General features: G+C 73.9%; 24 protein-coding genes. 13 read left to right on the top strand and 11 right to left on the bottom strand.

From position 1 onward, the window contains the following. Window positions 1-60: 60 nt before the first annotated feature. Window positions 61-2,037 (bottom strand): DEAD/DEAH box helicase, encoded by a 1,977-nt coding sequence (locus AB0D01_RS02600; protein ID WP_363053147.1) that lies wholly within the window; start codon window positions 2,035-2,037, stop codon window positions 61-63. Between the two features lie 470 nt (window positions 2,038-2,507). On the opposite strand from AB0D01_RS02600, the gene AB0D01_RS02605 reads away from it, so the two are divergent. Further along, on the top strand, window positions 2,508-3,266 hold the full coding sequence (locus tag AB0D01_RS02605) for a ferritin-like fold-containing protein (protein WP_363053148.1): 759 nt from the start codon (window positions 2,508-2,510) through the stop codon (window positions 3,264-3,266). Window positions 3,267-3,385: 119 nt separating this feature from the next. Here the strand turns inward: AB0D01_RS02605 and AB0D01_RS02610 are convergent, their stop codons facing one another. The 4 genes from AB0D01_RS02610 to AB0D01_RS02625 all read right to left on the bottom strand — a co-directional run bounded on the left by AB0D01_RS02610 (window position 3,386) and on the right by AB0D01_RS02625 (window position 5,169). Further along, window positions 3,386-3,688: a hypothetical protein gene (locus AB0D01_RS02610; RefSeq protein ID WP_363053149.1), complete on the bottom strand. Its 303-nt coding sequence runs from the start codon at window positions 3,686-3,688 to the stop codon at window positions 3,386-3,388. A 116-nt stretch (window positions 3,689-3,804) separates the two neighbouring features. Next, window positions 3,805-4,032, bottom strand: a complete 228-nt coding sequence (locus AB0D01_RS02615; protein ID WP_363053150.1) for a DUF3107 domain-containing protein — start codon at window positions 4,030-4,032, stop codon at window positions 3,805-3,807. A gap of 120 nt (window positions 4,033-4,152) precedes the next feature. After that, window positions 4,153-4,806, bottom strand: coding sequence for a TetR/AcrR family transcriptional regulator (locus AB0D01_RS02620; RefSeq protein ID WP_363053151.1), 654 nt, complete (start codon window positions 4,804-4,806; stop codon window positions 4,153-4,155). A gap of 147 nt (window positions 4,807-4,953) precedes the next feature. Continuing rightward, window positions 4,954-5,169 carry a hypothetical protein gene (locus tag AB0D01_RS02625; protein ID WP_363053152.1) on the bottom strand — a complete coding sequence of 72 codons (216 nt, stop codon included), beginning with the start codon at window positions 5,167-5,169 and terminating at the stop codon, window positions 4,954-4,956. Between the two features lie 132 nt (window positions 5,170-5,301). Between AB0D01_RS02625 and AB0D01_RS02630 the strand changes: the two genes are divergently transcribed. The 12 genes from AB0D01_RS02630 to moeZ all read left to right on the top strand — a co-directional run bounded on the left by AB0D01_RS02630 (window position 5,302) and on the right by moeZ (window position 19,394). Next, window positions 5,302-6,285, top strand: coding sequence for an alpha/beta hydrolase (locus AB0D01_RS02630; protein ID WP_363053153.1), 984 nt, complete (start codon window positions 5,302-5,304; stop codon window positions 6,283-6,285). Continuing rightward, a complete protein-coding gene (locus tag AB0D01_RS02635; protein ID WP_363053154.1) occupies window positions 6,282-7,724 on the top strand; it encodes a DUF3152 domain-containing protein in 1,443 nt (480 codons plus the stop codon). The genes AB0D01_RS02630 and AB0D01_RS02635 overlap by 4 nt, the downstream gene beginning before the upstream one ends. Before the next feature lie 92 nt (window positions 7,725-7,816). Continuing rightward, entirely contained in the window at window positions 7,817-7,912 is a 96-nt protein-coding gene (locus tag AB0D01_RS02640) for an Ms4533A family Cys-rich leader peptide (RefSeq protein WP_363053155.1), read from the top strand. A 235-nt stretch (window positions 7,913-8,147) separates the two neighbouring features. Continuing rightward, on the top strand, window positions 8,148-9,902 hold the full coding sequence (locus AB0D01_RS02645) for an ABC transporter substrate-binding protein (protein WP_363053156.1): 1,755 nt from the start codon (window positions 8,148-8,150) through the stop codon (window positions 9,900-9,902). A 2-nt stretch (window positions 9,903-9,904) separates the two neighbouring features. Beyond that, window positions 9,905-10,882, top strand: coding sequence for an ABC transporter permease (locus tag AB0D01_RS02650; RefSeq protein ID WP_363053157.1), 978 nt, complete (start codon window positions 9,905-9,907; stop codon window positions 10,880-10,882). Then, window positions 10,879-11,871, top strand: coding sequence for an ABC transporter permease (locus AB0D01_RS02655; protein ID WP_363053158.1), 993 nt, complete (start codon window positions 10,879-10,881; stop codon window positions 11,869-11,871). The genes AB0D01_RS02650 and AB0D01_RS02655 overlap by 4 nt, the downstream gene beginning before the upstream one ends. Then, on the top strand, window positions 11,868-13,517 hold the full coding sequence (locus AB0D01_RS02660; RefSeq protein ID WP_363053159.1) for an ABC transporter ATP-binding protein: 1,650 nt from the start codon (window positions 11,868-11,870) through the stop codon (window positions 13,515-13,517). The genes AB0D01_RS02655 and AB0D01_RS02660 overlap by 4 nt, the downstream gene beginning before the upstream one ends. 187 nt (window positions 13,518-13,704) lie before the next feature. Beyond that, entirely contained in the window at window positions 13,705-15,300 is a 1,596-nt protein-coding gene (gene pelF, locus AB0D01_RS02665) for a GT4 family glycosyltransferase PelF (RefSeq protein ID WP_363053160.1), read from the top strand. Next, entirely contained in the window at window positions 15,297-16,304 is a 1,008-nt protein-coding gene (locus AB0D01_RS02670; RefSeq protein ID WP_363053161.1) for a hypothetical protein, read from the top strand. The genes pelF and AB0D01_RS02670 overlap by 4 nt, the downstream gene beginning before the upstream one ends. 100 nt (window positions 16,305-16,404) lie before the next feature. Further along, entirely contained in the window at window positions 16,405-17,412 is a 1,008-nt protein-coding gene (locus tag AB0D01_RS02675; RefSeq protein ID WP_363053162.1) for an NAD-dependent epimerase/dehydratase, read from the top strand. Next, window positions 17,400-18,152, top strand: a complete 753-nt coding sequence (locus AB0D01_RS02680; protein ID WP_363053163.1) for a spherulation-specific family 4 protein — start codon at window positions 17,400-17,402, stop codon at window positions 18,150-18,152. Before AB0D01_RS02675 ends, AB0D01_RS02680 begins: the two co-directional genes overlap by 13 nt. A gap of 63 nt (window positions 18,153-18,215) precedes the next feature. Continuing rightward, on the top strand, window positions 18,216-19,394 hold the full coding sequence (moeZ, locus tag AB0D01_RS02685; RefSeq protein ID WP_363053164.1) for an adenylyltransferase/sulfurtransferase MoeZ: 1,179 nt from the start codon (window positions 18,216-18,218) through the stop codon (window positions 19,392-19,394). A gap of 112 nt (window positions 19,395-19,506) precedes the next feature. Here moeZ and AB0D01_RS02690 read toward each other — a convergent pair whose 3' ends face one another. The 6 genes from AB0D01_RS02690 to narH form a co-directional block, all read right to left on the bottom strand. Continuing rightward, on the bottom strand, window positions 19,507-21,114 hold the full coding sequence (locus AB0D01_RS02690) for an alpha/beta hydrolase (RefSeq protein WP_363053165.1): 1,608 nt from the start codon (window positions 21,112-21,114) through the stop codon (window positions 19,507-19,509). 82 nt (window positions 21,115-21,196) lie between these two features. Next, complete coding sequence (gene hemG / locus AB0D01_RS02695; RefSeq protein ID WP_363053166.1) at window positions 21,197-22,582, bottom strand: protoporphyrinogen oxidase; 1,386 nt, start codon at window positions 22,580-22,582, stop codon at window positions 21,197-21,199. Then, window positions 22,570-23,775 (bottom strand): TIGR04053 family radical SAM/SPASM domain-containing protein, encoded by a 1,206-nt coding sequence (locus AB0D01_RS02700; RefSeq protein WP_363053167.1) that lies wholly within the window; start codon window positions 23,773-23,775, stop codon window positions 22,570-22,572. Before AB0D01_RS02700 ends, hemG begins: the two co-directional genes overlap by 13 nt. Beyond that, complete coding sequence (gene narI, locus AB0D01_RS02705; RefSeq protein WP_363053168.1) at window positions 23,772-24,497, bottom strand: respiratory nitrate reductase subunit gamma; 726 nt, start codon at window positions 24,495-24,497, stop codon at window positions 23,772-23,774. Before narI ends, AB0D01_RS02700 begins: the two co-directional genes overlap by 4 nt. Beyond that, entirely contained in the window at window positions 24,497-25,156 is a 660-nt protein-coding gene (gene narJ, locus AB0D01_RS02710; protein ID WP_363053169.1) for a nitrate reductase molybdenum cofactor assembly chaperone, read from the bottom strand. Before narJ ends, narI begins: the two co-directional genes overlap by 1 nt. Continuing rightward, window positions 25,153-26,676, bottom strand: a complete 1,524-nt coding sequence (narH, locus tag AB0D01_RS02715) for a nitrate reductase subunit beta (protein WP_363053170.1) — start codon at window positions 26,674-26,676, stop codon at window positions 25,153-25,155. Before narH ends, narJ begins: the two co-directional genes overlap by 4 nt.

Consider the following 26,676-nt stretch of genomic DNA (forward strand, 5'->3'; position numbering starts at 1 on the left):
GGCCCCGACCCCCTGAACAGGGGATCGGGGCCGTCCTCGTACGGGATCGATGCCCGCGGGCTACGCCTCCGGCGCGGCCTCGGCGACCTTGCGGGTCCGGGTGCGCTTCGGCTTGACCGGGGCCTCGGCCTCGGCCGGAGCGGCGGTCTCCGCCACCGGGGCGGCGGCGGCCTTGCGGGTCCGGGTGCGCTTCGGCTTGGCCGGCGCCTCCGCCTCGACCGGGGCCTCGGCGACCGGGGTCACCGGGGCGGCCTCGACCGTCTTGCGAGGCCGGGTCCGGCGGGCCCTGACCGGCTCCACCAGCGGCGGGGTCTGGAAGTCGGGCTCGTCGACGGCCGGCGCTACGACCCTGCGGACGCGGGCCCGCTTCGGCTTGACCGGAGCCTCCTCCACCACGGCGGGAGCCTCGACCACGACGACCGGGGCCACGGCCTCGGCGACCGGCGCGGCGGCGGCCTTGCGGGTACGGGTCCGGCGCGGCTTGGCGACCGGAGCCTCCTGCACCGGCTCGACCACGGAGACCTCGACCGCGGGGGCCTCGACCACGACCGGGGCCTCGACCACGGCCGCCTCGGCGACCACGGCCGCGGCCTGCGCACCCACGCGGGTACGGCGGCGGCGCGGCCTGCGCGGCTCGTCGGCGGCGGGGGCCTCGACGGCGGGGGCCTCGGCGACCGGAGCCGCCGCCACGTCCGCCGGGGCGCCGAGCTCGGAGCCGCCGCGGGTGCGACGACGCTGACGTGGCGTACGGGTCCGGGCCGGACGCTCCTCCGTCGCGACGGCGGGCGCCGGGCCACGACCGCCGCGGCCACCGCGACCGCCGGTCTCGCCCAGGTCCTCCAGCTCCTCGGCCTTCAGACCGGCCCGCGTGCGTTCGGCGCGCGGCAGGACGCCCTTGGTGCCGGCGGGGATGTTCAGCTGCTCGTACAGGTGCGGGGACGTGGAGTACGTCTCCTCGGGCTCGTGGAAGTCGAGCTCCAGCGCCTTGTTGATCAGCTGCCAGCGCGGGATGTCGTCCCAGTCGACCAGGGTGATGGCCGTGCCCTTGTTGCCCGCGCGGCCGGTGCGGCCCACGCGGTGCAGGAAGGTCTTCTCGTCTTCCGGCGTCTGGTAGTTGATGACGTGGGTCACGCCCTCGACATCGATGCCGCGCGCGGCGACGTCGGTGCACACCAGCACGTCGACCTTGCCGTTGCGGAACGCGCGCAGCGCCTGCTCGCGCGCGCCCTGGCCGAGGTCGCCGTGGACGGCGCCGGAGGCGAAGCCGCGCCGCTCCAGCTGCTCGGCGATGTCGGCGGCGGTGCGCTTGGTGCGGCAGAAGATCATGGCGAGTCCGCGGCCCTCGGCCTGCAGGACGCGGGCCACGAGCTCCGGCTTGTCCATGTTGTGCGCACGGAAGACGTGCTGCTTGATGTTGGCGACGGTCACGCCCTCGCCCTCGGGGGAGGTGGCGCGGATGTGCGTCGGCTGGGACATGTACCGGCGGGCCAGGCCGATGACCGCGCCCGGCATGGTCGCCGAGAACAGCATGGTCTGACGCTTCGGCGGCAGGTAGTTGATGATCTTCTCGACGTCGGGCAGGAAGCCCAGGTCGAGCATCTCGTCGGCCTCGTCCAGGACGAGGGCCTTGACGCGCGACAGGTCGAGCTTCTTCTGACCGGCCAGGTCCAGGAGACGGCCCGGGGTGCCGACGATCACGTCGACGCCCTTCTTGAGCGCCTCGACCTGGGGCTCGTACGCGCGGCCGCCGTATATGGCGAGGACGCGGACGTTGCGGACCTTGCCCGCGGTCAGGAGGTCGTTGGTGACCTGGGTGCACAGCTCGCGGGTCGGAACCACCACGAGGGCCTGCGGGGAGTCGGTCAGCTGGTCGGGGCGGGCCCGGCCGGCCTCGACGTCCGCGGGGACGACGACCCGCTCCAGCAGGGGAAGGCCGAAACCGAGGGTCTTGCCGGTTCCGGTCTTGGCCTGGCCGATGACGTCCGTGCCGGAAAGGGCGACGGGGAGGGTCATCTCCTGGATCGGGAAGGGGGACACGATGCCGACGGCCTCAAGGGCCTCGGCCGTCTCGGGAAAGATCCCGAGGTCTCGGAACGTAGTCAGGGTGCTGCCTCTTCTGTGAGACGCGGCGCGAGGCGGCGAGGGGGGGTCGTACCGTGCCGGGCTTGCCGTTGTGCGCCCGCCCTGGTTCGGGCGGGCCGTGCGAAGCTGCGCGGGACCACTGGCCTTCGCTCAAGCGCTCATGCCGCTGAGGGGGCCCCTCGTGCGGAGGCGGTACGCATGGACGTACGCACCACACCGAGGGCGGTCGGGTTGGAGCCGATCGGGCCACCGACCGGGCATCCTCATTCGGATGGCCCGCCGAGTATTCGGCAGGCGCATTACCACTGTACCCCGGAATCGCGCAGGTGTGTCGGGTGAATTCACCAGGTAGGCGTGTTTACGTGCGCGGACAGCGCAAAGGTGGGGTGGTCGGCGCGGCCTTTCGGACGGCTATTGTGCGGAGCATGTCGACCGTTGAAAACGCATCTCCCGCCGACGACAACACCCCCGCCGAAGGGGTCGGTATCGCCGCCCAGGACTGGGCCGCCGCCTCGGCCTCGCCGCAGTACCGGGCCGCCGTCGTGGACCTGCTCGGCGCGCTGGCGTACGGAGAGCTCGCGGCCTTCGAGCGCCTCGCCGAGGACGCCAAGCTCGCGCCCACCCTCGGGGACAAGGCGGAGCTCGCGAAAATGGCCTCCGCCGAGTTCCACCACTTCGAGCGGCTGCGCGACCGGCTCGCGGCGATCGACGCCGAGCCCACCGCCGCGATGGAGCCCTTCGCCAAGGGCGTCGACGACTTCCACCGCCAGACCGCCCCCTCCGACTGGCTGGAGGGCCTGGTCAAGGCCTACGTCGGCGACTCCATCGCCAGTGACTTCTACCGCGAGGTCGCCACCCACCTCGACACCGACACCCGCGCGCTGGTCGTCGGCGTCCTCGACGACACCGGCCACGGCGGCTTCGCCGTCGAGAAGGTGCGCGCCGCGATCGAGGCCGACCCGCGCGTCGGCGGTCGCCTCGCGCTGTGGGCCCGCCGGCTGATGGGCGAGGCGCTCTCGCAGGCCCAGCGCGTGGTGGCCGAGCGCGACGCCCTGTCGACGATGCTGGTCGGCGGCGTGGACGGGATGGCCGCGGGCTTCGACCTGGCCGCCGTCGGCGAGATGTTCACCCGGATCACGAAGGCGCACACCAAGCGGATGGCCGCACTGGGCCTCGCCGCCTGAGCCACGGCTCCCGCGCCCGGCGCCCGAGAGGGGCGGAAGGCGGGCCGGCCGGTCACCGGGCGGGGCGCTCGGGGCCGGACCCCGACGGGGGTTCGGCTCCGGCCTCGCCCGAGCGGGACTCAGCCCCGCGACGCGACCGAAAGCGGAGCGCGGCGGGGCGACCTCCCGGAGCGGGCGGCCGGACGCAGCAGCAGGGACAGGACCACCGCCGACACGCCGACGCTCCCGAGGAAGGTCGCGAGGAGCGTGTTGTGCCCCGGCCCGAGGGCCGTGTGGGTCAGATACGCCCCGAACAACGCGCCGACCACCCCGCTGACCAGGACGATTCTGGTGGACGGAAGTCGCTTCGCGAGTACGCGGACGGCGGCCCCCGCCAGAGCGAGGCCCAGCAGACCGGAACCGAGCGCCTCCATCAGCACCATCTGGTCACTCCCATGCGTCGGGCAAACCGGGTCAGTGCCGTCCTACCCGAAGCGGAAGAACGGGAAACGGCCCGGCGGAACCAACCGCCGGGCCGTTTCTCGTCGTTCTCGGTGCCTCAGAGCGCCCCGAAGCCCACCTTGCGCGCGCTCGGCTCGCCCAGGTCGACGTACGACAGGCGGTCCGACGGCACGAGGACCTTGCGGCCCTTGTTGTCGGTCAGGCTCAGCAGCGGCGACTGGCCGGACAGCGCGGCGGCGACGACGCTCTCCAGCTCCTCGGCGCTCAGGTCGCTCTCCAGCACGATCTCCCGGGGTGCGTGCTGCACGCCGATCTTGACCTCCACGGCTTTGTCCCTCCGACGGTCCGGTTCGCGCGATCAGCCGCGCCGTACGCGGTCCACATTAGCCCGGAGAGGGGACACGATCGGCTCGCGGCGGACACGCTCGCAGCGAACAGCGCTCCCTCAGGCCTCGGCGCCGTGCCCCTCGGTGCCGTGCAGCGGGAAGCCCGCGATGCCGCGCCAGGCCAGCGAGGTCAGCAGGCCCACCGCCGTGTCCCGGGCCACCGGGCTCTCGCTGGAGAGCCAGTACCGCGCCACGACCTGCGAGACGCCGCCCAGACCGACGGCCAGCAGCATCGACTCGTCCTTCGACAGGCCGGTGTCCTCGGCGATGACGTCCGAGATGGCCTCCGCGCACTGGAGCGAGACCCGGTCGACGCGCTCGCGCACCGCCGGCTCGTTCGTGAGGTCGGATTCGAAGACCAGGCGGAAAGCGCCGCCCTCGTCCTCGACGTACGCGAAGTAGGCGTCCATCGTCGCCGCCACGCGGAGCTTGTTGTCGTTGGTCGACTCCAGGGCCGTGCGCACCGCCACCAGCAGGGCCTCGCAGTGCTGGTCCAGCAGGGCCAGGTAGAGGTCGAGCTTGCCCGGGAAGTGCTGGTAGAGCACCGGCTTGCTGACACCGGCGCGCTCCGCGATGTCGTCCATCGCCGCCGCGTGGTAGCCCTGCGCCACGAAGACTTCCTGGGCCGCGCCCAGGAGCTGGTTGCGCCGGGCACGGCGCGGCAGTCGCGTGCCCCGCGGACGCGTCGCCTCGGTCTGCTCGATGGCTGTCACGCCGCCTCCCACTTTCTCTAAGAACACAGTGCGCTCTGCGCCGCGCGGCCATCGTACTTTTCGGTAACCGAATCTGGTGGGTTCAAGCCGAGTTTTCTCGCGGTACGGACCGCCCGGACACCCCCCGGACACGCTGGTCAGGGGCGCTCAGCGGTAGTCCTCCTCGTCCAGCTGGACCACCCGGGCCTGGTCGGCGGCGTCCGCGTCGGCGGCCTCGCCGGGATCCCTGAGCAGCACCGGATCGTCGTCCCGCGGCTGGAGGTCGGTGCGCTGCTCGGCGGCGTCCGCCTCCGGGGCCTCGGCGTCGAGGCCGTCTCGGATCTGCTCCCGGAAGGTGTCCGGTTCCGCAGGGTCGACAGTCATCGCGCTCCCCTCGCCTTCGCTCGTCTCACTACGAGCCTAGGAGGATCGGAGGTGGGCCGCCAGACGTTCCTGTGACTGCCAACACAAGCGAAGACACGGGGCTCGGCGTGATCCTCTCGTAACATTGCCCGCATGTCTTCGACCGAGCTGCCGGGCGTACGGTCCACCGCGACGCCGACCTCCCTGCCGGAGGCGGACCGGGTGGACGGGGGAGAGCGACTGCGCACGGTCGCGCTGCCCGGCCTGGAGATGAACGTACGTTTCCGGCCGGCGGAGCGCGAGGGCCTGCCGGCCGCGCTGTTCGTGCACGGACTCGGCGGCTCCTCGCAGAACTGGTCGGCGCTCATGGAGCGGCTGGCCCACACCGTCGACGGCGAGGCCGTCGACCTGCCCGGCTTCGGCTGGTCCCCGCCGCCGGTCGACCGGAACTACTCCGTGACCGCGCAGGCCCGCGCCGTCATCCGCCACCTGGACGCCGCCGGGCGCGGGCCGGTGCACCTCTTCGGCAACTCCCTCGGCGGGGCGGTCTCCACCCGGGTCGCGGCCGTCCGCCCCGACCTGGTGCGCACCCTGACGCTGGTCTCGCCGGCCCTGCCCGAACTGCGCGTACAGAAGTCGGCCGTGCCGACCGCCCTGCTGGCGGTGCCCGGGACGGCCGCGCTGTTCGGTCGCCTCACCCGCGGGCTGACCGCCGAACAGCGCACCCGAGGGGTGACGGACCTCTGTTACGGCGACCCCGCACGGGTGACGCCGGAGGGGTTCCGCGGCGCCGTCGAGGAGATGGAGCGGCGGATGGCCCTGCCGTACTTCTGGGACGCGATGAGCCGTTCCTCGCGCGGGATCGTCGACGCGTACACCCTCGGCGGCCAGCACGGACTGTGGCGGCAGGCCGGTCGGGTGCTCGCGCCGACCCTGTTGGTCTACGGTGGCCGCGACCGACTGGTCTCGTACCGCATGGCGCGCAAGGCCGCCGCGGCCTACCGCGGTTCGCGGTTGCTGAGCCTGCCGGAGGCCGGGCACGTGGCGATGATGGAGTACCCCGAGGTGGTCGCGGCCGCCTTCCGGGAGCTGGCGCACGACGCAGACCGAGATACCGCAGACGGCAAGGGTCGATGACCGTGGGACGACATAGTCGCAAGGACCCGGCCGCCGTCCGCCCGGTCCCCGAAGCCGCCGCGTACGAGGCCGCCCCCCACGGGGCCGCGCCGTACGGGGGCGGACCGTACGACGGAGCGCCGTTCGGGGGCGGACCGTACGACGGCGCCCTGTTCGACGGGGGCCCGTACGAGGCAGCGCCGTACGACGGCGGACCGTACGGCGAAGCCCCGTACGACGGCGGACCGTACGGATCCGGGCCCCACGGCGGCCCCCACGACGGCCGGCTCCCCGCCCCCGGCCCCCGTGCCCCCGAGCCCACCGTCGTCCACCAGGGGTACGCGCCCCCGGCCGGACCGGCCCGGCCCGGCGGTCACCCCGAGCGGTGGGACGGGGCCGACGCCCGGTGGGCCACGCCCTTCGAGACCCCCGCCGAGGCCTTCCCCCGGATCGTCGTGGAGCCCGTGCGGGCGCCCGATCCGGCCTCCCTCGCGGCCTTCGCCTCCGCCCCGGCCCCGGCTCCGGCCTCCGCCCCCGACTCCGACGCCCTGACGGCCACCGGCTCGCACCGCCGCATCCCCGCACCGCGCACGCCCGACGCAGACGTCGAGGGGCGGCCGGTCACCGGACGCGGCACGAAGATCCGTACCTACACCGGGATGGCCGCCGCCGCCGTCACCACCGTGCTCGCCGTCGTCGTCGCCGGACAGGTGGCCACCGAGCGCGAGACCGCCACCGACGCCGCCCGCGCGACCGGGGACGACGCGGCGGGCCGCGCCCTGAGCGGGCAGTCCGCCGCCTCCCGCTCCGAGGGCCGCCCCACCCCCGCCACGCCGCCGCCCGTCGCCGCGGCGCCGCTCACGTTCGAGGAACAGATGGCCCGCCAGGTGCCCATCGACGCCAAACTCGCCGGCCCCGGCACCTTCGACACCGTCCCCGGCATCGCCAAGGCGCCCGGCAAGGGCAGGGTCGTGCGCTACCGGGTCGACGTGGAACAGGGGCTCGGCCTCGACCCGCAGCTGTTCGCCGAGGCGGTGCAGCGCACCCTCAACGATCCGCGCAGCTGGGCCCACGGCGGAGCGATGACCTTCGAGCGGGTGCCGGGCGGCGAGGCCGAGTTCGTGATCACCCTCGCGAGTCCCGGCACCACCGGCACCTGGTGCGCCAAGTCCGGCCTCGACACCACCGTCGACAACGTGTCCTGCGACTCGGCCTCCACCGAGCGCGTGATGATCAACGCCTTCCGCTGGGCGCAGGGCTCGGTCACCTACGGCCCGGACAAGATGCTCGCGTACCGGCAGATGCTCATCAACCACGAGGTCGGTCACCGGCTCGGACACGGACACGTGAGCTGCCGCACGCCCGGCTCGCTCGCGCCGATCATGCAGCAGCAGACGAAGTCCCTCGACATCGACAACATCTCCTGCAAGCCCAACCCATGGGTGTATCCGGGCAATTGACGATCCGTCGGGAAGGCGGTCCGGTCATCGTCGACCCACTCGGACGTCGGCTTTCGTTGACAGGCGTCCGATGATCGGTCATTGTTCTGCGCATGTCGCACAGCCACACCACCGCCGCGAGCGCCGCCATCGAGCTGGCGCTCCTCGGTGTGGCCGCGCACAGCGTGGCCGACATCTCCTGTCGCTGACGCCCGCCTGAGCGCGCGACCTCTCTCCCTCCAGGTCCTCCCACCGCGCCCGGGCACCTCCCTTGCCCGCGGGCGCGGCCTTCCCGACGTCGATCCGATCCGATCCGTCCCGACCCGACACCCGTCCGGTCCGGCCCGATCGGCTCCGGTCCGGTCGCGATCGACGTCTTCTCGAACTCCGCCCCTCGCGTGGCCCCTTCCGCACCAGCCACCACGCCGAGAGGTCCCCCTTCCCATGTTCTCCGCCGGATCCGTCCGTCAGTCCCACATATCGCGCGGTGTCGTCGCCGCCGCCGTCAGCCTCGTACTGGCCGGGGGCGCGGTGGCCTGCGGCCCCGAGGACGCCGCGGACAAGGCCGCCGGCGCGGGCACGTCGGGCGCACCGGGGGCCGCACCGCAGAAGGGCGGCACCCTGACCGTCCTCAACAACGAACCGCAGAGCGACTTCGACCCGGCCCGCCTCTACACCTCGGGCGGCGGCAACGTCCCCAGCCTGGTCTTCCGTACGCTGACCACCCGCAACCGCGAGGACGGCCCGGCCGGCGCCAAGGTCGTGCCCGACCTGGCCACCGACCTCGGCAAGCCCAACGCCGACGCCACGGAGTGGACGTACACGCTCAAGGACGGGCTGAAGTACGAGGACGGCAGCCCGATCACCACCGCCGACATCAAGTACGGCATCGAGCGCTCCTTCGCCGCCGAACTCTCCGGCGGCGCCCCCTACCTGCGCGACTGGCTCGTCGGCGGGGAGGCCTACGAGGGCCCGTACAAGGACGGCGGCAAGGGCCTCGACTCGATCGTGGTGCCCGACGCCAGGACCATCGTCTTCAAACTCCGCAAGCCCGAGGGCGAGTTCCCCTTCCTCGCGACGCAGACCCAGTTCGCGCCCGTCCCCAAGGGCAAGGACACCGGCGTCAAGTACGAGGAGCACCCGGTCTCCTCCGGCCCGTACAAGGTCGTCAAGAACGACAACGACGGCGAGCACCTCACCCTGGAGCGCAACCCGCACTGGGACGAGAAGACCGACGAGGAGCGCAAGGCCTACCCGGACCGCATCGACGTCCGCTCCGGCCTCGACGCGGCCGTCATCAACCAGCGGCTGTCCACCAGCTCCGGTCCCGACGCCGCCGCCGTCACCACCGACACCAACCTCGGCCCGGCCGAGCTCGCGCAGATCGGCGACAACAAGGAGCTGGCCGCCCGCGTCGGCACCGGCCACTTCGGCTACGTCAACTACCTGGCCTTCAACCCGAAGGTCGCCCCCTTCGACAACCCGAAGGTCCGCCAGGCCATCTCCTACGCCGTCAACCGCACCAGCGTGATCAACGCGGCCGGCGGCTCCGCCCTCGCCGAACCGGCCACCACCTTCCTGCCCGAGCGCGAGGCCTTCGGCTTCACCGCCTACGACCACTTCCCGGCGGGCCGGACGGGCAACCCGGAGAAGGCCAAGGAGCTCCTCAAGGAGGCGGGCTTCGCCGACGGCCTCACCGTCACCCTGACGCACTCCACCGCCCAGAACCGCCAGACCAGCCCCGAGGTCGCCACCGCGATCCAGCAGGCGCTGGCCGCCGCCGGCATCACCGTCAAGCTGGAGGGCCTGGAGACCAACGCCTTCAACGAGCGGCGCTGGGACGCCAAGAACACGCCGGGCTTCTTCCTCTCCCGCTGGGGCGCCGACTGGCCCTCCGGCGGCCCCTTCCTCGCCCCGATCTTCGACGGCCGGCAGATCGTCACCAACGGCTCCAACTACAACCACGCCCAGCTGAACGACCCGGCCGTCAACGCCGAGATCGACGAGATCGCCAAGCTCACCGACCTCGCGGCGGCGGGCAAGCGCTGGGGCGCGCTCGACAAGAAGATCGGCGAGCAGGCCCTGGACGTCCCGCTGTTCCACCCCGTCTACAAGCGCCTCGTCGGCAAGGACGTCAAGAACGTCGTGATCAGCGACTGGACCGGAGTCCTCGACGTCTCGCAGGTCGCCGTCAAGTGAGCGTGACCACCACGAAGCCGGAGTCCGCCGCCGGGGCCCCCACCCCGGCGGCGGGCGCCGCGCGCCGGGCACGGCACCGGCTGCGCCGCCGCCCCGCGGCCGTCGCGGCCGCCGCCGTCCTGGCGCTCCTCGTCCTCCTCGCCCTCGCGGCGCCCCTGATCGCCCAGCTCACGGGCCAGGACCCGAACACCTACCACGACGACCTCGTCGACTCGGCGCGCGGCGGCGTCCCCCTCGGCTCCTTCGGCGGAGTCTCCGCCGACCACTGGCTCGGCGTCGAACCGGGCACCGGCCGCGACCTGTTGACCCGACTCCTCTACGGAGCCAGGGTCTCGCTGCTCGTCGCGCTGGGCGCCACCGCGCTCCAGGTCGCCGTCGGCGTCGTCGCGGGCCTCACCGCGGCCCTCGGCAACCGCTTCCTCGGGCAGCTCGTGGGACGCGTCACCGACGTGATGATCGCCCTGCCCATGCTCGTGATCGCCATCGCCCTCACCGCCGTCGTCCCGAACGACTTCCCGCGCCCGCTGCTGCTCATCCTGGTCATCGGCTTCCTCGACTGGGGCGGCACGGCCCGCACGGTACGCGCCCAGACCCTCGCCCTGCGCGGCCTGGACTTCGTCGACGCCGCCCGGCTCTCCGGCAACGGCACCCTGCGCATCGCCCGCCGCGAACTGCTGCCCTCCCTGGCCGCCCCCGTCATCACCCTGGCCGCGCTGAAGGTCCCCACCAACATGGTCGTCGAGGCCTCGCTCTCCTTCCTCGGCGTCGGGGTCAAGCCCCCCACCCCCTCCTGGGGCCAGATGCTCTCCTCGGCGCAGACCTGGTTCCGCGCCGACCCCACCTACGTCCTGCTCCCCGCCGGGCTGCTCTTCGTCACCGTGCTGGCCTTCACCGTCCTCGGCGACGCGGTCCGCACGGCCCTCGACCCGCGCGAGGGCTCGCGCCTGCGGGTCGGCACCAGAAAGGAGCGCACGGCGTGACCCGCTTCGTGCTCAAACGGGCCGGCGGCGCCCTGATCGTCCTGCTCGCCCTGTCCGTCGCCGTCTACGCCCTCTTCTACGTCGTCCCCGGCGACCCCGCCCGGCTCGCCTGCGGAGAGCGCTGCAACCCGGCCCAGATCGCCCAGGTCCGTGAACAACTAGGCCTGAACGACTCCGTGTTCACCCAGTACCTGCACTTCCTCCAGGGCATCGTCGCGGGCCGTGACGCGGCCGGCGGCGCCGGGCTGGTGGTGCGCTGCGACGCACCCTGCCTCGGGTTCTCGTACCAGAACGACCGACAGGTCACCGAGCTGCTGCTGGAGCGGCTGCCCGCCACCTTCTCGCTCGCCCTCGGCGCCATGGTGATCTGGCTCGTCGTCGGCGTCGGCACCGGGCTGCTGTCCGCGCTGCGCCGCGGCGGCCTCACCGAACGCGCCCTGACCGTGCTCACCCTCGCCGGCACCGGCACCCCCGTCTTCATCCTCGGCCTGCTGCTGCTGATGGTCGTCTGCGCCCACCTGCGCTGGCTGCCGTTCCCGACCTACGTGCCCTTCGGCGAGGACCCCGAACAGTGGGCCTGGAACCTGCTGCTCCCCTGGGTCACGCTCGGCTTCTTCGAGAGTGCCAAGTACGCCCGGGTCACCCGCGCCTCCACCCTGGAGACCCTCGCCGAGGACCACATCCGCACCTTCCGCGCCTACGGCGTGGGGGAGCGGGCCATCGTCACCCGGCACGCGGTGCGCGGCGCGGTCGCGCCCGTGATCGCCCTCAGCGCCGTGGACTTCGGCACGATGATCGGCGGCGCGGTGCTCACCGAATCCCTCTTCGGCATCCCCGGCCTCGGCAAGACCCTGATCGACGGCGTACGGGTCGTGGACCTGCCCGTGGTGGTCGGCGTCGTCCTCGCCATCGGCACGGCCGTCGTCATCGCCGGCGCCGTCGCCGACCTGCTGTACGCCGTCGCGGACCGAAGGGTGGCCCTCGCATGACGGAAGAACTCCTGGTGGAGGTCGAAGGCCTCACCGTCGACTTCCCCGTCGGCGGGGCGGGCCGCCACGTCCGCGCCGTCGACGGGGTCTCCTTCACCCTGCGCCCCGGGCGCGCCCTCGGCATCGTCGGCGAGTCCGGCAGCGGGAAGTCCACCGTGGCCGCCTCCCTCCTCGGCCTGCACCGGGGCACCGGAGCCCGCCTCGGCGGCACCGTCCGGGTCGCCGGCACCGACGTGACGAAGGCCCCGTCGGGCGAACTGCGCCGACTGCGCGGCGCCGCCGCCGCGATGGTCTTCCAGGACCCGCTGAGCGCCCTCGACCCCTACTACGCCATCGGCGACCAGATCGCCGAGGTGTACCGCGTCCACACCGGCGCGAACCGCCGGGCCGCCCGGGCCCGGGCCGTCGAGGTGCTGGACCGGGTGGGCATACCCGACGCCGCGCGCCGCTCCCGCTCCCGGCCGCACGAGTTCAGCGGCGGCATGCGCCAGCGGGCCCTGATCGCCATGGCCCTGGCCTGCGAGCCGCGGCTGCTCATCGCCGACGAGCCGACCACCGCCCTCGACGTCACCGTGCAGGCGCAGATCCTGGACCTGCTGCACGAACTGCGCGAGGAGCGCGGGCTCGGCCTGCTGCTGGTCACCCACGACGTGGGCGTCGTCGCGGAGAGCGTCGACGAACTGCTGGTCATGCGGGACGGCGCCGCCGTCGAGCACGGCCCGGTCGACCGGATCCTGACCGCGCCGAAGGCCCCGTACACCCGGGAGCTGCTCGCGGCCGTGCCCCGCCTCGACGGCCCGCGACCGGCCCGACCGGTCGGCGCCCGTACGGCCGGCGCCCGTACGGCCCCGTCCGACGCGCCCGTCGTCGAGGCCTTCTCCCTCCACCGCGAGTTCGGCCGGGGCGCGCGGCGCGTGAGCGCGGTCGGCGGGATCTCCCTGGCCGTCGAGGCCGGGCGGACCCTCGGGATCGTCGGGGAGTCCGGCAGCGGCAAGAGCACCCTCGGCCGGATGCTCGTGGGACTCCTGGAACCCACCTCGGGACAGGTCCGCCACGACGGCGTCGAGGTGTCCGGCGTCGCCCCCGGAGCCCAGATGGTCTTCCAGGACCCCGTCTCCTCCCTCAACCCGCGCCGGACCGTCGGGGAATCCGTCGCCGACCCCCTGCGGGCGGCCGGGGAACGCGACGAGGGCGCGATCCGGGCCCGCGTCGGGGAACTCCTGACCCGGGTCGGCCTGGAGCCCGCGCACCACGACCGCTACCCGCACGAGTTCAGCGGGGGCCAGCGCCAGCGGATCGGGATCGCCCGCGCGCTCGCGCCCCGGCCCCGACTCATCGTCTGCGACGAACCCGTCTCCGCCCTCGACGTCACCACCCAGGCCCAGGTCGTCGCCCTGCTCGCCGAACTCCAGCGGGAGCTGGGCATCGCCCTCGTCTTCATCGCGCACGACCTCGCGGTGGTCCGACAGGTCAGCGACCGGGTCGCCGTCATGCGGGGCGGCCTGATCGTCGAGGAGGGGCCGGTGGACGAGGTGTACGACCGGCCCGCGCACCCCTACACCCGGCAGCTGCTGGCCGCGGTACCGGCACTGGAACCGGGGCGGGCCGCGGAGCGCCGCTCCGTGCGGCGGGAGGTGTTCGCCTGACGCGGCGCGACACCCTTTCCTAGCGTGCTCGAACGCGAACCGTACGGGAAAGTTACGACTCTTCACCCCTTCCGGTGGCGCGACGGACATCCGTCCGCGGCGCCACCGACCCATCCGCTTGAGTTCTCCCGCAGCGGGTCACCGGACCGACGGAGGCCGCCTGGACGGGAGAACGGGGGTGCCACTCGTGCGGATCGGACTGCTCACCGAAGGCGGCTATCCGTATGTGGCCGGCGAGGCGAGGCTGTGGTGCGAGCGGCTCGTGCGCGGGCTCCCGCAACACGAGTTCGAGCTCTACGCGCTCAGCCGCAGCGCCGAACAGGAGGGGGCCGGCCGGGTCGCGCTGCCCGACCACGTCACCCGGGTGACCACGGCCCCGCTGTGGGCCCCCGCCGACGACGGACGCACCCACGCCCGCCGCGAACGCCGCCGCTTCACCGACTCCTTCGCCGACCTGGTGCGCGGCGTCTGCGCCGCCGACCCCGAGGCCTTCGCCGGCGGCCTGTACGCACTGGCCCGCCTGGCCCGTGAACACGGCGGGATGTACGCCGCCCTGCGCTCCGAGACGGCCGTGCGCACCGTCGAATCGGCCTGCCGCGCCCCCGGGGCCTCCCGCGAGATCCGGGCCGCCCGCGTACCGGACCTGCTGGAGTTCGTGGACGAACTGGAGCGCGCGCTGCGCCCGTTGTCCCTCGACTGGTACGAGGAGCCCGGCCTCGGCGCCACCGACGTCTGCCACGCCACCGCCGGCGGGGTCGCGGCCCTCCCCGGCCTGCTGGCCAAACGCTTCTTCGGGGTCCCCCTGCTCGTCACCGAGTACGGGGTCCGGCTCCGCTCCCACTACCTGGTGCGCGACCCGGAGGAACGCCCGGCCGTCCGCGCGCTGCTGGCCGCCTTCCACCTCCGGCTGGCCGGGGAGATCTACGCCCGCGCCGACCTGCTCACCCCGGGCAACGCCCACGCCCGTCGCTGGCAGGAGCGCTGCGGCGCCTCCCGCGACCGGCTGCGCACGGTGTACCCGGGCATGGAGGCGGACCGATTCGCCGCCGTCGGGGAGGACCCCGAGGCGGGGGACCCCGACACCCTCGTGTGGGTCGGCCGGATCGAGCCCGCCAAGGACATCGTCGCCCTGCTGCACGCGTTCGCGGAGGTCCGCCGCGGCGCCCCCCGCACCCGCCTGCGGATCTTCGCCACCGGCGCCGTGCCCGACTACCTGGCCGACTGCCGCTCCCTGGCGGCGCAGCTCTTCCCCGACGAGGCCGCCGACGCGCGCACCGTGGGCGAGAGCCCCGTCAGCTTCGAGGAGATCGGCGGCCCCGAGGTCCCCTCGCCGGCCGAGGCGTACGGGGCCGGGCGCGTCGTCGTCCTGTCCTCCGTGATCGAGGGCTTCCCCCTCACCCTGGCCGAGGCCATGTTCTGCGGCCGGGCCACGGTGTCCACGGACACCGGCGCCGTCCGCGAGGTCATCGGGGGCACCGGACTCGTCGTCCCGCCCCGCAACCCTCGGGCCCTGGCCGACGCCTGCCTCGCCCTGCTGGGGGAACCCGAGCGCGCCCAGCGACTCGGGGCGGCGGCCCGGGCGCGGGCCCTGGAACTGTTCTCCGTCGAGCAGAACGTGGCCGCCTTCCGGGACGGCTACCTGGCGCTGCTGGCGCGCGGATCCGAACGTCCCGACGGGGACGTCCCGTTCGAGCGTCCCGCCGAGGCGCGGGTACCGGGCCACTGGACGACACCCACCTGGGCGGCGGCCGGCCCCGGCCCCGGATCGGAGGCGGCGCTGTGACCACCCTGGACCGGGGCCACGGCCCCTTCCTCACCCGGCCGCCCGCGCCGGCGCACGACGACGCGGCTCCGATCCCGGTCCCGGAGGCCCCGATCCCGACCGCGTCGGAGTCCGCGTCCGCGTCCGCCGTTCCGCCGGGGGCGCAGGCCCCCGCGGTGCGCCGCCGGCCCGGCGGGGACCCCGTCAAGGCACTGCTGCACCGCCACCGGGAACTGTGCGAGCGGGCCGTCGACCCGCTGGAGATCGCCGCCGGACTGGAGGCCCACGGCCTCACCGACCGGGCCGCCACGCGCTTCCGCCACCGCGACGTCTTCTCCCTGGCCGAGGAGCTCTACGCCCGCACCCCCCGCGGCGACGCCCCGACCGCACCGCCCGCCGGACCCCCGGCCCGCCCGCCGGCCCTGCGCCGCTTCGGGTTCGCCCTGCTGCCCGGCGCCCTCGCGCTCGCCGCGCTCGCCTCCGGGACCCCCGGAGCCGGGCTCCTCGCCGCGCTCCTCACCGCCGGGGCCCTGGTCTGGCCCGGGCGGGCCGCGGGGCGCTTCCCCTGGTACGCGCACCTGCTCGCGGCGGCCGTCACCGCCTGGGCCGTCCACCGCCACGGGCCCGCCCTCGGCGCCGCCCTCGCCCTGACCGTCGCCCCCGGCCACCTCGCCGCGACCTCCTTCGCCGCCCGCGCGCGGCTCCGGCTCGCCGGGAGCCGGGCCCTGGAGGACTTCGCCGCCGGGGCCCGCCCCCTCTTCCTCGGGACGCTCCTGCTGTTCGCGGCGGCCGCCACGGGGGCGGCCGCGCTCACCGGAGCCGCCCCGGGGGAGGCCGTCCCCCTCGCGGTGCTGCTGTTCCTGGTCCGGCTGCTGCTGGTCCACGGCACCCACCGGGTCCCGCCGGCCCTCACCCTGGCGCTCGCGCTGGTGCCCCTGCCGGGCGCCGCGCCGGCCGCCGCGGCGGCCCTGCTCGTCCACGCCGTCGTCGCGCTGTCCCGTGCCTCCGCACACGCGCGCCCCTGAGCCCTTCGGAAGCCGACGCCGAAGCGCCGTACCGCCACACCGACCCCACGACAAGGAGAAACAGGATGACCGGCCAGCCAACGAACCAAGGGGCGGCGCGATGAGGGTGCTGCTGATCGGAGCCAACGGTTACCTGGGCCGCTACGTGGCCGACCGGCTGCTCGCCGACCCCGCCGTCCAGCTGACGGCCCTCGGCCGCGGCGACGACGCGGACGTCCGCTTCGACCTCGCCACCGGCAGCCCCGGCGCGCTGACCCGTTTCCTCGACGCCGTCCACCCCGGCGTCGTCATCAACTGCGCCGGAGCCACCCGCGGCGGCGCCCGGGAACTGACCCGGCACAACACCGTCGCCGTCGCCACCATCTGCGAGTCGCTGCGCCGCAGCGGCTGCGGGGCCCGGCTCGTCCAGCTCGGCTGCGCCGCCGAGTACGGGCCCAGCCAGCCCGGATCCTCGACGGCCGAGGACGCCGTGCCGAGACCCGGCGGGCCGTACGGCGTCAGCAAGCTCGCCGCGACCGAGCTGGTGCTCGGCTCCGGGCTCGACGCCGTCGTACTGCGGATCTTCTCCCCGGTGGGGCCCGGCACCCCGGCGGGCTCCCCGCTGGGCCGGCTCGCCGAGGCCATGCGCCGGGCCATGCAGTCCGGCGACGGCGAACTGAAGCTCAGCGGCCTCGGGGTCCAGCGCGACTTCGTCGACGTACGGGACGTGGCGCGGGCCGTGCACGCCGCCTCGCTCTCCGCGGCCCAGGGCGTCGTCAACATCGGCACCGGTCGCGCCGTCCGGCTGCGCGACGCGGCGGCCGTCCTCGCCCGGGTCGCCGGCTACGGCGGGGCCCTGCACGAACTGGACGTACCGCACGGCGCGGACCGCCACCACGGGCACCCCGGCCGCCCCCAGAGCCTGGCCGCGATCGGCTCGCCCCGCTCCGAGACCACCCCGGAGCAGCTGGCCGCGGCGGCCCCGCAGCCGTTCCCGTACCCGGACGGTTGCGGCGCCTGGCAGCAGGCCGACGTGCGCACCGCCCGCGACCGGCTCGGCTGGCGCCCCCGGATCAACCTGGAGGAATCCCTGGCGGACATCTGGATGGAGGCGGCGTGCCGCATCTGACCACCCCGCCCGGGGCCGCGGCGGCCGGCACCGAGGCCGGCCGCCTGGGCCTCGGCATCCCCGGCTACGCGCACCCGCTGCTGGCCCCGGTGGAGTGGGCCGAGCTGACCCGCCCCGGGACGCCCCTGCACTGGGCGGTGCTCAACGTCGCCGACGGCCCCGGCGGGCGGCCCGACCCGCACTGCTCGGAGGCGGCCGCGAAGCTGCGCGAGGCGGGCGGGGCGCTCCTCGGGCATCTCGCGATGCGAGACGGGAGCCGGTCCTTCGGGGAGCTGCTGTCCGACGCCCACCGCTTCCGCGACTGGTACGGGGCGTCGGGGTTCTACCTGGCCGGGGTCCCGGCCGACCGGAGCGGACTCCCCGGGGTCCGGCGCGTCTGCGAGGCCCTGCGCGGGCTCGGCGACGGCATGCGGATCGTCCTGGGCCACGGCACGCACCCGTGCGAGGGGTACGCGGAGGTGGCGGACCAACTGGTCACCTTCTGCGGGGGATGGGACGACTACCGGTGGTCCCAGGTCGCGGAGTGGACCGCCGATCATCCGGCCGACCGGTTCTGTCACCTGGTGCACGGGGTGCCCCGCGGTCACCTGGAGGAGGCCCTGCGCATCGCGCGCTGGCAGGGCGCCGGGACCATCTGGTTCACGGACCGGCGCGGTGGCGCCGAGCGGGACCCCTGGGCTTCGATGCCCGCCTACTGGGACGAAATCGTCTCACGTATCGGACCGGGTGTCTCGGAATGAAGAAGGGCGTGGCAGTGTTACGGGAAGAACCACCGTTCAGACATAGCAATCTACGGAGTCCCCGTGTCGCTGCCACCCCTGGTAGAGCCAGCTGCTGAGCTCACCGTTGACGAGGTCCGTCGGTACTCCCGCCACCTGATCATCCCGGACGTCGGGATGGACGGCCAGAAGCGCCTGAAGAACGCCAAGGTGCTGGCCGTGGGCGCGGGCGGCCTCGGCTCGCCCGCCCTCATGTACCTGGCCGCGGCCGGCGTCGGCACGCTGGGCATCGTGGAGTTCGACGAGGTGGACGAGTCGAACCTGCAGCGCCAGATCATCCACAGCCAGGCGGACATCGGCCGTTCCAAGGCCGAGTCGGCCCGCGACAGCGTGCTGGGCATCAACCCGTACGTCAACGTGGTCCTTCACGAAGAGCGGCTCGAGGCCGAGAACGTGATGGAGATCTTCAGCCAGTACGACCTCATCGTCGACGGCACGGACAACTTCGCCACGCGCTACCTGGTCAACGACGCCTGCGTGCTGCTGAACAAGCCGTACGTGTGGGGTTCGATCTACCGCTTCGACGGCCAGGCCTCCGTGTTCTGGTCCGAGCACGGCCCCTGCTACCGCTGCCTCTACCCGGAGCCCCCGCCGCCGGGCATGGTCCCCAGCTGCGCCGAGGGCGGCGTGCTGGGCGTGCTCTGCGCGTCCATCGGCTCCATCCAGGTCACCGAGGCCATCAAGGTCCTCACCGGCGTCGGCGAGCCCCTCGTCGGCCGCCTGATGATCTACGACGCCCTGGAGATGCAGTACCGCCAGGTCAAGGTCCGCAAGGACCCCGACTGCGCGGTCTGCGGCCCGAACGCCACCGTCAAGGAACTCATCGACTACGAGGCCTTCTGCGGCGTCGTGTCGGAGGAGGCCCAGGAGGCGGCCGCCGGCTCCACGATCACTCCCAAGCAGCTCAAGGAGTGGATCGACAACGACGAGCCGATCGAGATCATCGACGTCCGCGAGATCAACGAGTACGAGATCGTCTCGATCCCCGGCGCGAAGCTGATCCCCAAGGGCGAGTTCCTGATGGGCACCGCCCTCCAGGACCTGCCGCAGGACAAGCGCATCGTCCTGCACTGCAAGACGGGTGTCCGCAGTGCGGAAGTCCTCGCGGTCCTGAAGTCCGCGGGCTTCGCGGACGCGGTCCACGTCGGCGGCGGCGTCATCGGCTGGGTCCACCAGATCGAGCCCGAGAAGCCGGTCTACTAGACCGACCCGCTCCACCCCCGAGGGGGCCCCGCCCGGTGACGGGCGGGGCCCCCTCGGGCCTTTCGCGTACGGGACGTCACTATGCGGACGTCACCGTTCGGGACGGCACCGTTCAGGGCGTCGCGGTCGCGGTCGGGGTCGTGCCGGCCGTCGCGGTGGGGGTCGTGGCGGGGGCCGCCTTGCACACGGTCTGCGCGGCCGGCACCTTCCCGTCCAGCAGGTAGCGGTTCACCGCCTCCTGCACGCACGGGTCGCCGCTGTTGTACGCGCCGTGCCCCTCGCCCTCGTACGTCAGCTCCACCCCGACGCCCTTGCCGAGCCGCTCCACCATCTTGCGCGCGCCCTCGTACGGGGTCGCCGGGTCACCGGTGTTGCCGATCACGACGATGGGGGCCGCGCCGGGGGCCGAGACGTCCGGGGTCTCCCAGGCGCCGGGGACCGGCCAGCCCGTGCAGCCCAGCATGGCCCAGCCGAGGAACTCCCCGAAGACGGGCGAGGCCTCGCGGAACTCCGGGAGCTTCGCCTTGGTCTGCTCCAGGGTGTAACGGTCCTTGGAGTCCGCGCAGTTGATGGCCGTGTTGGCCGCGCCGATGTTGCTGTAGCGGCCCTGCTGGTCCCGACCGTTGAGCGCGTCGGACAGCGCCATCAGCAACTGCCCCTGACCGCCCTCCGCCTCGTCGAGGCCCTGCTCCAACAGGGGCCACAGCTCCTTGGAGTACAGCGCCTGGGCGATGCCGTTCGTCGCGGAGCCCTCCGTCAGCATGCGACCGCCGATGCCCTCGATGGGGTGCGTCGCCAGCCGCTTCTGGAGCTTGATGACGTTCTCCTCGATCTCCTTCGCCGTGCTGCCCTGGAGCCGGCAGGCGTCGCCCCGGTCCACGCAGTCCTGGGCGAAGTTGCCGAGGGCCAGTTGGAAGCCCTTGGCCTGACCGAGCGAGCCCTCCTCCGAGGTCTTCGTGGGATCGACCACCGCGTCGAACACCGCCCGGCCGACCCGCTCGGGGAACAGGTGGGCGTACACCCCGCCCAGCTCCGTCCCGTAGGAGATCCCGAAGTAGTTCAGCTTCTCGTCTCCGAGGGCCTGGCGGATGCGGTCCAGGTCGCGGGCGGCGTTCTCGGTGCCCACGTAGGGCAGGACGTTCCCCGAGTTCTTCTCGCAGGCCTTCTGGTAGGTGCGGATGCCGTCCAGGAAGGCCTTCTCCTGCTCGGGGGTGGCGGGGGTGGAGTCCTGCGCGTAGTACGCGTCCAGCTGCCGGTCGTCCTCGCAGCGCACCGGGGCGCTGCGGCCGACCCCGCGCGGGTCGAAGCTCACCAGGTCGTACCGGGCGCGCAGGGCCTCGTACTCCTTGGCCGCGCCCGGCAGGGTGGTGATGCCGGAGCCGCCGGGGCCGCCGAAGTTGAACACCAGCGAGCCGAGGCGCTTCTTCGGGTCGCGGGCCTTGGCCCGGATCAGGGCGATCGGGATGGTCTCGCCCTCGGGGTCGGCGTAGTCGAGGGGGACGTCGAGCGTGGCGCACTGCCAGTCCTTGCCGGGCACCTGCCCGCCGCCCTCCAGGGCGGTGGGGGCCGGGCACTCGCCCCACTTCAGGGGCTTGGCGTCCCGGGCGGCGGATTCCGCGCTCCGCCCGCTGCCGCCGCCGTCGTCGGAACAGGCGGCGGTGGTCAGCAGCGCGGCGGTGAGGGCGGTGGCGGTGACGGTCCTCAGGACGATTCGGGGCATGTCCTCCATCCTGGGCGTTTCGTGCGCCCCCCGCCCCCGCGCTGACCCGTTCGGGGGTCCCCGCCGGCCGGGCGGGCGGCCCTCAGAGCGGGAGCCGGGCCAGCAGCGCCTGCGCCTGCGTCCGCCCGACGGCCACGCACGCCGCCACGCCCACGCCCTCGTACGCCGCCCCGCACAGGGCGATGCCGGGGAGCCCGGCGGTGGCCGCCCGGATGCGCTCCACCCGCTCCCGGTGGCCCACGTCGTACTGCGGCAGCCCCCGGTCCCAGCGGGTCACCCGCGCGGCGACCGGCTCGCCGATCGGGCCGACCGCGTGGTGGAGTTCGGCGATCGCGGTGCGCACCAGGTGCCGGTCGGGGCGGTCCAGGAGGGCCTCCTCGCCGACGCGCCCGATGGAGGCGCGCAGCACGAAGGTCGAGGGCGCCGCCTCGCGCAGCCAGGACCACTTGTTGGAGAGGAACGACGCCGCCTTCAGGGTGCGCCCGTCCACCGGCGGGACCAGGAAGCCGTTGCCCTCGGGCAGCCGGTGGGCCCGGCCGCGCGCGAAGACCATCGTGACCACCGCCGTCGAGGCGTGCGCGATGCCCGAGAGCTGCGCCTCGGCGAGCGGCGCGTGCGGGCGCAGCAGCTCCGCCGCCGCGAAGGCCGGCACCGCCAGGATCACCCCGTCGGCCTCCATGGTCAGGGGGCCGTCCGCCGTCATCGCCCGCACCCGCCACCGGTCGCCGGGCAGCGCCTGGAGGGAGCGGGCCGTCGTCCCCGTCAGGATCCGCGCCCCGCACGTACGGGCCACGGCCCGCGGGAGGCGGCCCGTGCCGCCGACGACGCCCTGGACGGCCACGGGCGCCGAGCGGGGGGCGCCCGCCGCGCGCAGCCGGCGCAGCGCGGGCAGCAGCGGCCCGCCCTGCTCGGCGAGGGTCGCGATGCGGGGCATCGCCGCGCGCAGGGACAGGAGGTCGGCGCGGCCCGCGTAGACCCCGCCGAGCAGCGGCTCGACGAGGCGGTCCACCGCCTCCCGGCCGAGGCGGGCGGCGAGGAAGCCGCCGACGGAGCGGTCCCCGACGAGCGGCTCCGCCGGGAGGCGTTCCTCCGCCGCGAGGCGGGCGAGGCCCTCCGCCGAGAGCAGCCCCGATCCGATCAGCGCGTCCGGGTCGGTGGGGATGCCCATGACGTGCCCGGCGGGCAGCGGGCGCAGCCCGCCGCGGGTCCACACGGTGGTCGGGGCGGGCGCCGGATCGCACAGCGCGTTCCCGAGCCCCACGGCCGCCGCGAGTTCCACCGCCTCCGGCCGCAGGGCCATCAGGGACTCCGCGCCCTCGTCGACGTCGATGCCGGCGAGGGTTGCGGTGCGCAGTTTCCCGCCGACCGTGTGGTGGCCCTCCAGGACGGTGACGTCGGCGTGGCCGCGCAACTGCCACGCGGCGGCCAGACCGCTGATGCCGCCGCCGATCACGATCACCGAACGCACGGCGCGCTCCCTTCGATCAGTGCCCTCAGCTCCGCCCGGTGGGGGAAGTCGCCCGGACGGTAGGCGCAGTACGGGTCCGCCTCCAGCGGGTCCCCCGTGAAGCCGTACGCCCGTGAGCGCGAGCCCCCGCACACCGTCTTGAACTCGCAGGCCCCGCAGGCCCCGCGCAGCAGCGACGGGTCGCGCAGCGAGGTGAACAGCGGCGACTCCCGGTAGATCTCCGTCAGGGGCCGGCTCCTCACGTTGCCCGCGGACAGCGGCAGGAAGCCGCTCGGATGCACCTCGCCGGTGTGCGACACGAAGACGAACCCGCGCCCCGAGGAGACGTCCAGGGGTGGGCGGCGCACCGCGCGTCGCTCGCCGTCGAACAGGCCCAGCGAGGCGGCGCGGGCCGTGAGGCGCCCGTACAGCGGTCCCAGGGCCGGGCGTTCGCCGCGCGCGTCGAGGATCGTGCGCTGGAGCGCGACGCGGCGGAAGTGGTGGCCCTCGGTGGTCTTGGTGGCCATCACGGCCCCGCAGTCGTAGAGGAAGTGCAGGGCGTCCTCCACCTCGTCGGCGGTGAGCGGGTCCAGGGCGCCGCCCCGCCCGGTGGGCACCAGCAGGAAGCCGGACCAGAGCATCGCGCCCTCGCGCCGCACCAGCGCCGCGATGTCGGCGAGGTCCTCCAGGGAGTCCCGGCCGATGGTGGTGTTGATCTGCACCTTCAACCCGAGGTCGCGGGCGGCGCGCCAGCCCGCCAGGGTCCACTCCCAGACGCCCGGCACCCCGCGGAAGGCGTCGTGGCGGGCGGCGGTGGAACCGTCCAGGGACAGGGAGATCGCCACGGCGCCCGCGTCGCGGACGGCCGCGAGGTTCTCGCGCGTCAGGGTCGGTGTACCGGAGGGGGAGACGGCGACCCGCAGGCCGAGCGCGGTGCCGTGGGCGACGAGGTCGGTGAGGTCGGCGCGCTGGAAGGGGTCCCCGCCGGTGATCACGAAGAGGGGGCCCGGTCTGCCGAAGGCCGCCACCTGGTCCATGACGCGGCGGGCGTCCGCCCCGTCCAGCTCCTCGGGGTGTCGCGCGGTCCGCGCCTCGGCCCGGCAGTGCAGGCAGGCCAGGGGGCAGGCGCGGGTGGCCTCCCAGATGACGAGGAAGGGGCGCTCGGCGACCGGCCGGCGGGGCCGGCGCACGACGGTGGGGGCGGCGCGGTTCACGACGCGCGCTCCCAGCCCCGCTTCTGCGGCCGGTCCACGAGCCGGTCCGGATCCCGCCGCCGGTAGACGACGTAGGGGCGGGCCAGGTAGGCCAGCGGCGCCGAGAACACGTGCACCAGCCGCGAGTACGGGACCAGCGCGAACAGGGCGAACCCGAACAGGACGTGCAGCTTGAACGCGAGGGGGGCGCCCGCCATCAGGTGGTGGTCGGGGGTGAGGGTGAACAGGCTGCGGAACCAGACCGAGACGCCCTCGCGGTAGTTGTAGCCGCCGGTCCGCCCGGTCGAGTTGAGGACGGTGGCCGTCAGGCCCAGGGCCATCGCGCCGAGCAGGAAGGTGTACATCAGGTGGTCGCCGCGCAGGGTGGCCCGGCGCACGGCGGGCACCGTGAAGCGCCGGTACACGAGGATCGCGATCCCGACGGCGGCGGCGACGCCCGCGACCGCTCCGGTGGAGACGGCCAGCAGGTGGTAGGCGTGGTCGCTCAGCCCCAGGGCGTCGGTCCAGCCCATCGGGATCAGCAGGCCCACGACGTGGCCCAGGACGACGAACAGCATGCCGAAGTGGAAGAGGGGCGAGCCGATCCGCAGCAGCCGGGACTCGTGCACCTGCGAGGAGTGCGTGGTCCAGCCGAACCGGTCGTGGCGCGCCCGCCACACCGTGCCCGCGACGAGCAGCGTGATCGAGACGTACGGCAGTACGCCCCACAGGAGGAGGTCCATCAGGCGCTCTGCCTTTCGCGCGGGGTCGGCCAGGGGAGGTCGGCGGGGCGGTCGGTGCCCGGGCCGAAGGGTTCGAGGGCGGTGCCCGCGCCGACCAGTTCCTGCGGGGGCCCGCTCCGCGCGAGCGCCTTCGCCTCCGCCTTCGTGGCGGGCGAGGGCCCGGGCAGGGTCGCGCAGACCGCCTCCAGGACGGGGGCGTAGGGGGAATCGGCCTCCGTCAGCGCGAGCCGCAGCAGTTCCAGCCCCGCCCGGTGCTCCTGGAGCAGCTCCGTGCCCGCCTCCTCGCGCAGGGCCGCGAACTCCAGGGCCACCGGCAGGAAGTCCGGCAGCTCCTCGCCCGCGAACTCCAGACCGAAGTCCCGGTAGATCCGCTTGAGTCGTACGAGGGACAGCCCGCGCCGGCGCGTGTCGCCGTCGGTCCACCAGGTGAGGTAGAGGCAGCGCCGGTTGCGGGTGTCGAAGGTGGAGGTGTACTCCCCGCACAGCTCGACGGCGCCCAGGCCCTCGGCGTGGTCGAGGAAGGAACCGAGCAGCGCGGCGGGCCGGGCGGGGGCCCGGGTGAGGGCCGCGCGCAGGCGGGGCAGCTCGTCGTGGAAACGGTCTCCGGGGTACTGCAACACGCAGCCGGCGACCAGCCGCACCAGGGCGTCGGGGTTCACGGGAGCCTCCTGACCGGGCCGAGGTTGAGCATCACGCGGGAGCCGGCCGGCTCCGCGACGGGGCAGCCCGGATCGTCCAGGGGATGGCTGTCGGCGAGCGCGTCCGCGTCGGCGCGGGCGGCGGAGGGGACGACGAAGCGGTCCTCCTGCTTGGCGACCGCCAACAGCCGGAACATGTCCTCCATCTCCTGCCCGGTCAGCCCCACGGCCTCGGCGATCGACTCGTCGCGGGGCTCGCCCAGGTTGATCCGGCGCATGTACGCGCGCATCGCGGCCATCCGCCGCAGCACGGCCTCGACGGGCACCGTGTCGCCGGCCGTGAGGATCTCCGCGAGGTACTCCACGGGGATGCGCAGGGCGTCGATGGCGCCGAAGAGGTTGCCCGCGTCCTCGCCGTCGCCGCCGCTCGCGGCGACCGCCTCCACCACGGGGGAGAGCGGGGGCACGTACCAGACCATCGGCATGGTCCGGTACTCCGGGTGCAGCGGCAGGGCCACCTGGTAGCCGGCGATCAGGTCGTACACCGGCGAGCGGCGGGCCGCGTCGAGCCACTCCTCGGTGATGCCGGCCGCGCGGGCCGCGGCGGCCACCGCCGGGTCGTGCGGGTCGAGGAAGCACTCCACCTGCGCCGGGTAGAGGTCGTGCTCGTCGGCCACGGAGGCGGCCTCGGCGACCCGGTCGGCGTCGTAGAGCATGACGCCGAGGTAGCGCATGCGGCCGACGCAGGTTTCGGAGCAGACGGTGGGCATGCCGATCTCGACGCGCGGGAAGCAGAAGGTGCACTTCTCGGCCTTGCCGGTCGCGTGGTTGAAGTAGACCTTCTTGTACGGGCAGCCGGTCACGCACATGCGCCAGCCGCGGCAGCGGTCCTGGTCGACGAGGACGATGCCGTCCTCCTCGCGCTTGTACATGGCGCCCGAGGGGCAGGAGGAGACGCAGGCCGGGTTCAGGCAGTGCTCGCAGATCCGGGGGAGGTAGAACATGAAGCTCTGCTCGAACTCGAAGCGGATCCGCTCGCCGACCTCCTCGCGGATCTTCTCCACGATCGGGTCCTTCGGCGCGTGCGCGGGGGCACCGCCCAGGTTGTCGTCCCAGTTGGGGCCCCACTCGATGGTGTCCATCGGCTCGCTGGTGAGCTGGGAGACGGGGCGGGCGGTCGGCAGGTCGTCGCCCGCCGGGGCCTCGGTGAGGTTCTTGTACTCGTAGGTCCAGGGCTGGTAGTAGTCGGAGATCTCCGGCAGGTCCGGGTTCGCGAAGATCCTGCCGAGCTTCGCGAGGCGCCCGCCGGCCCTCAGGCGCAGCCGACCCGAACGGGTGCGCTCCCAGCCGCCCTTCCACTTCTCCTGGTCCTCCCAGCGGCGCGGATAGCCCTGGCCGGGGAGGGTCTCGACGTTGTTGAACCAGACGTACTCGGTGCCCCGCCGGTTGGTCCACGCCTGCTTGCAGGTGACCGAACAGGTGTGACAGCCGATGCACTTGTCGAGGTTCATGACCATCGCGATCTGTGCCATGACGCGCAT

It is taken from the genome of Streptomyces sp. NPDC048606, from assembly GCF_040650855.1.
GTDB lineage: Bacteria > Actinomycetota > Actinomycetes > Streptomycetales > Streptomycetaceae > Streptomyces.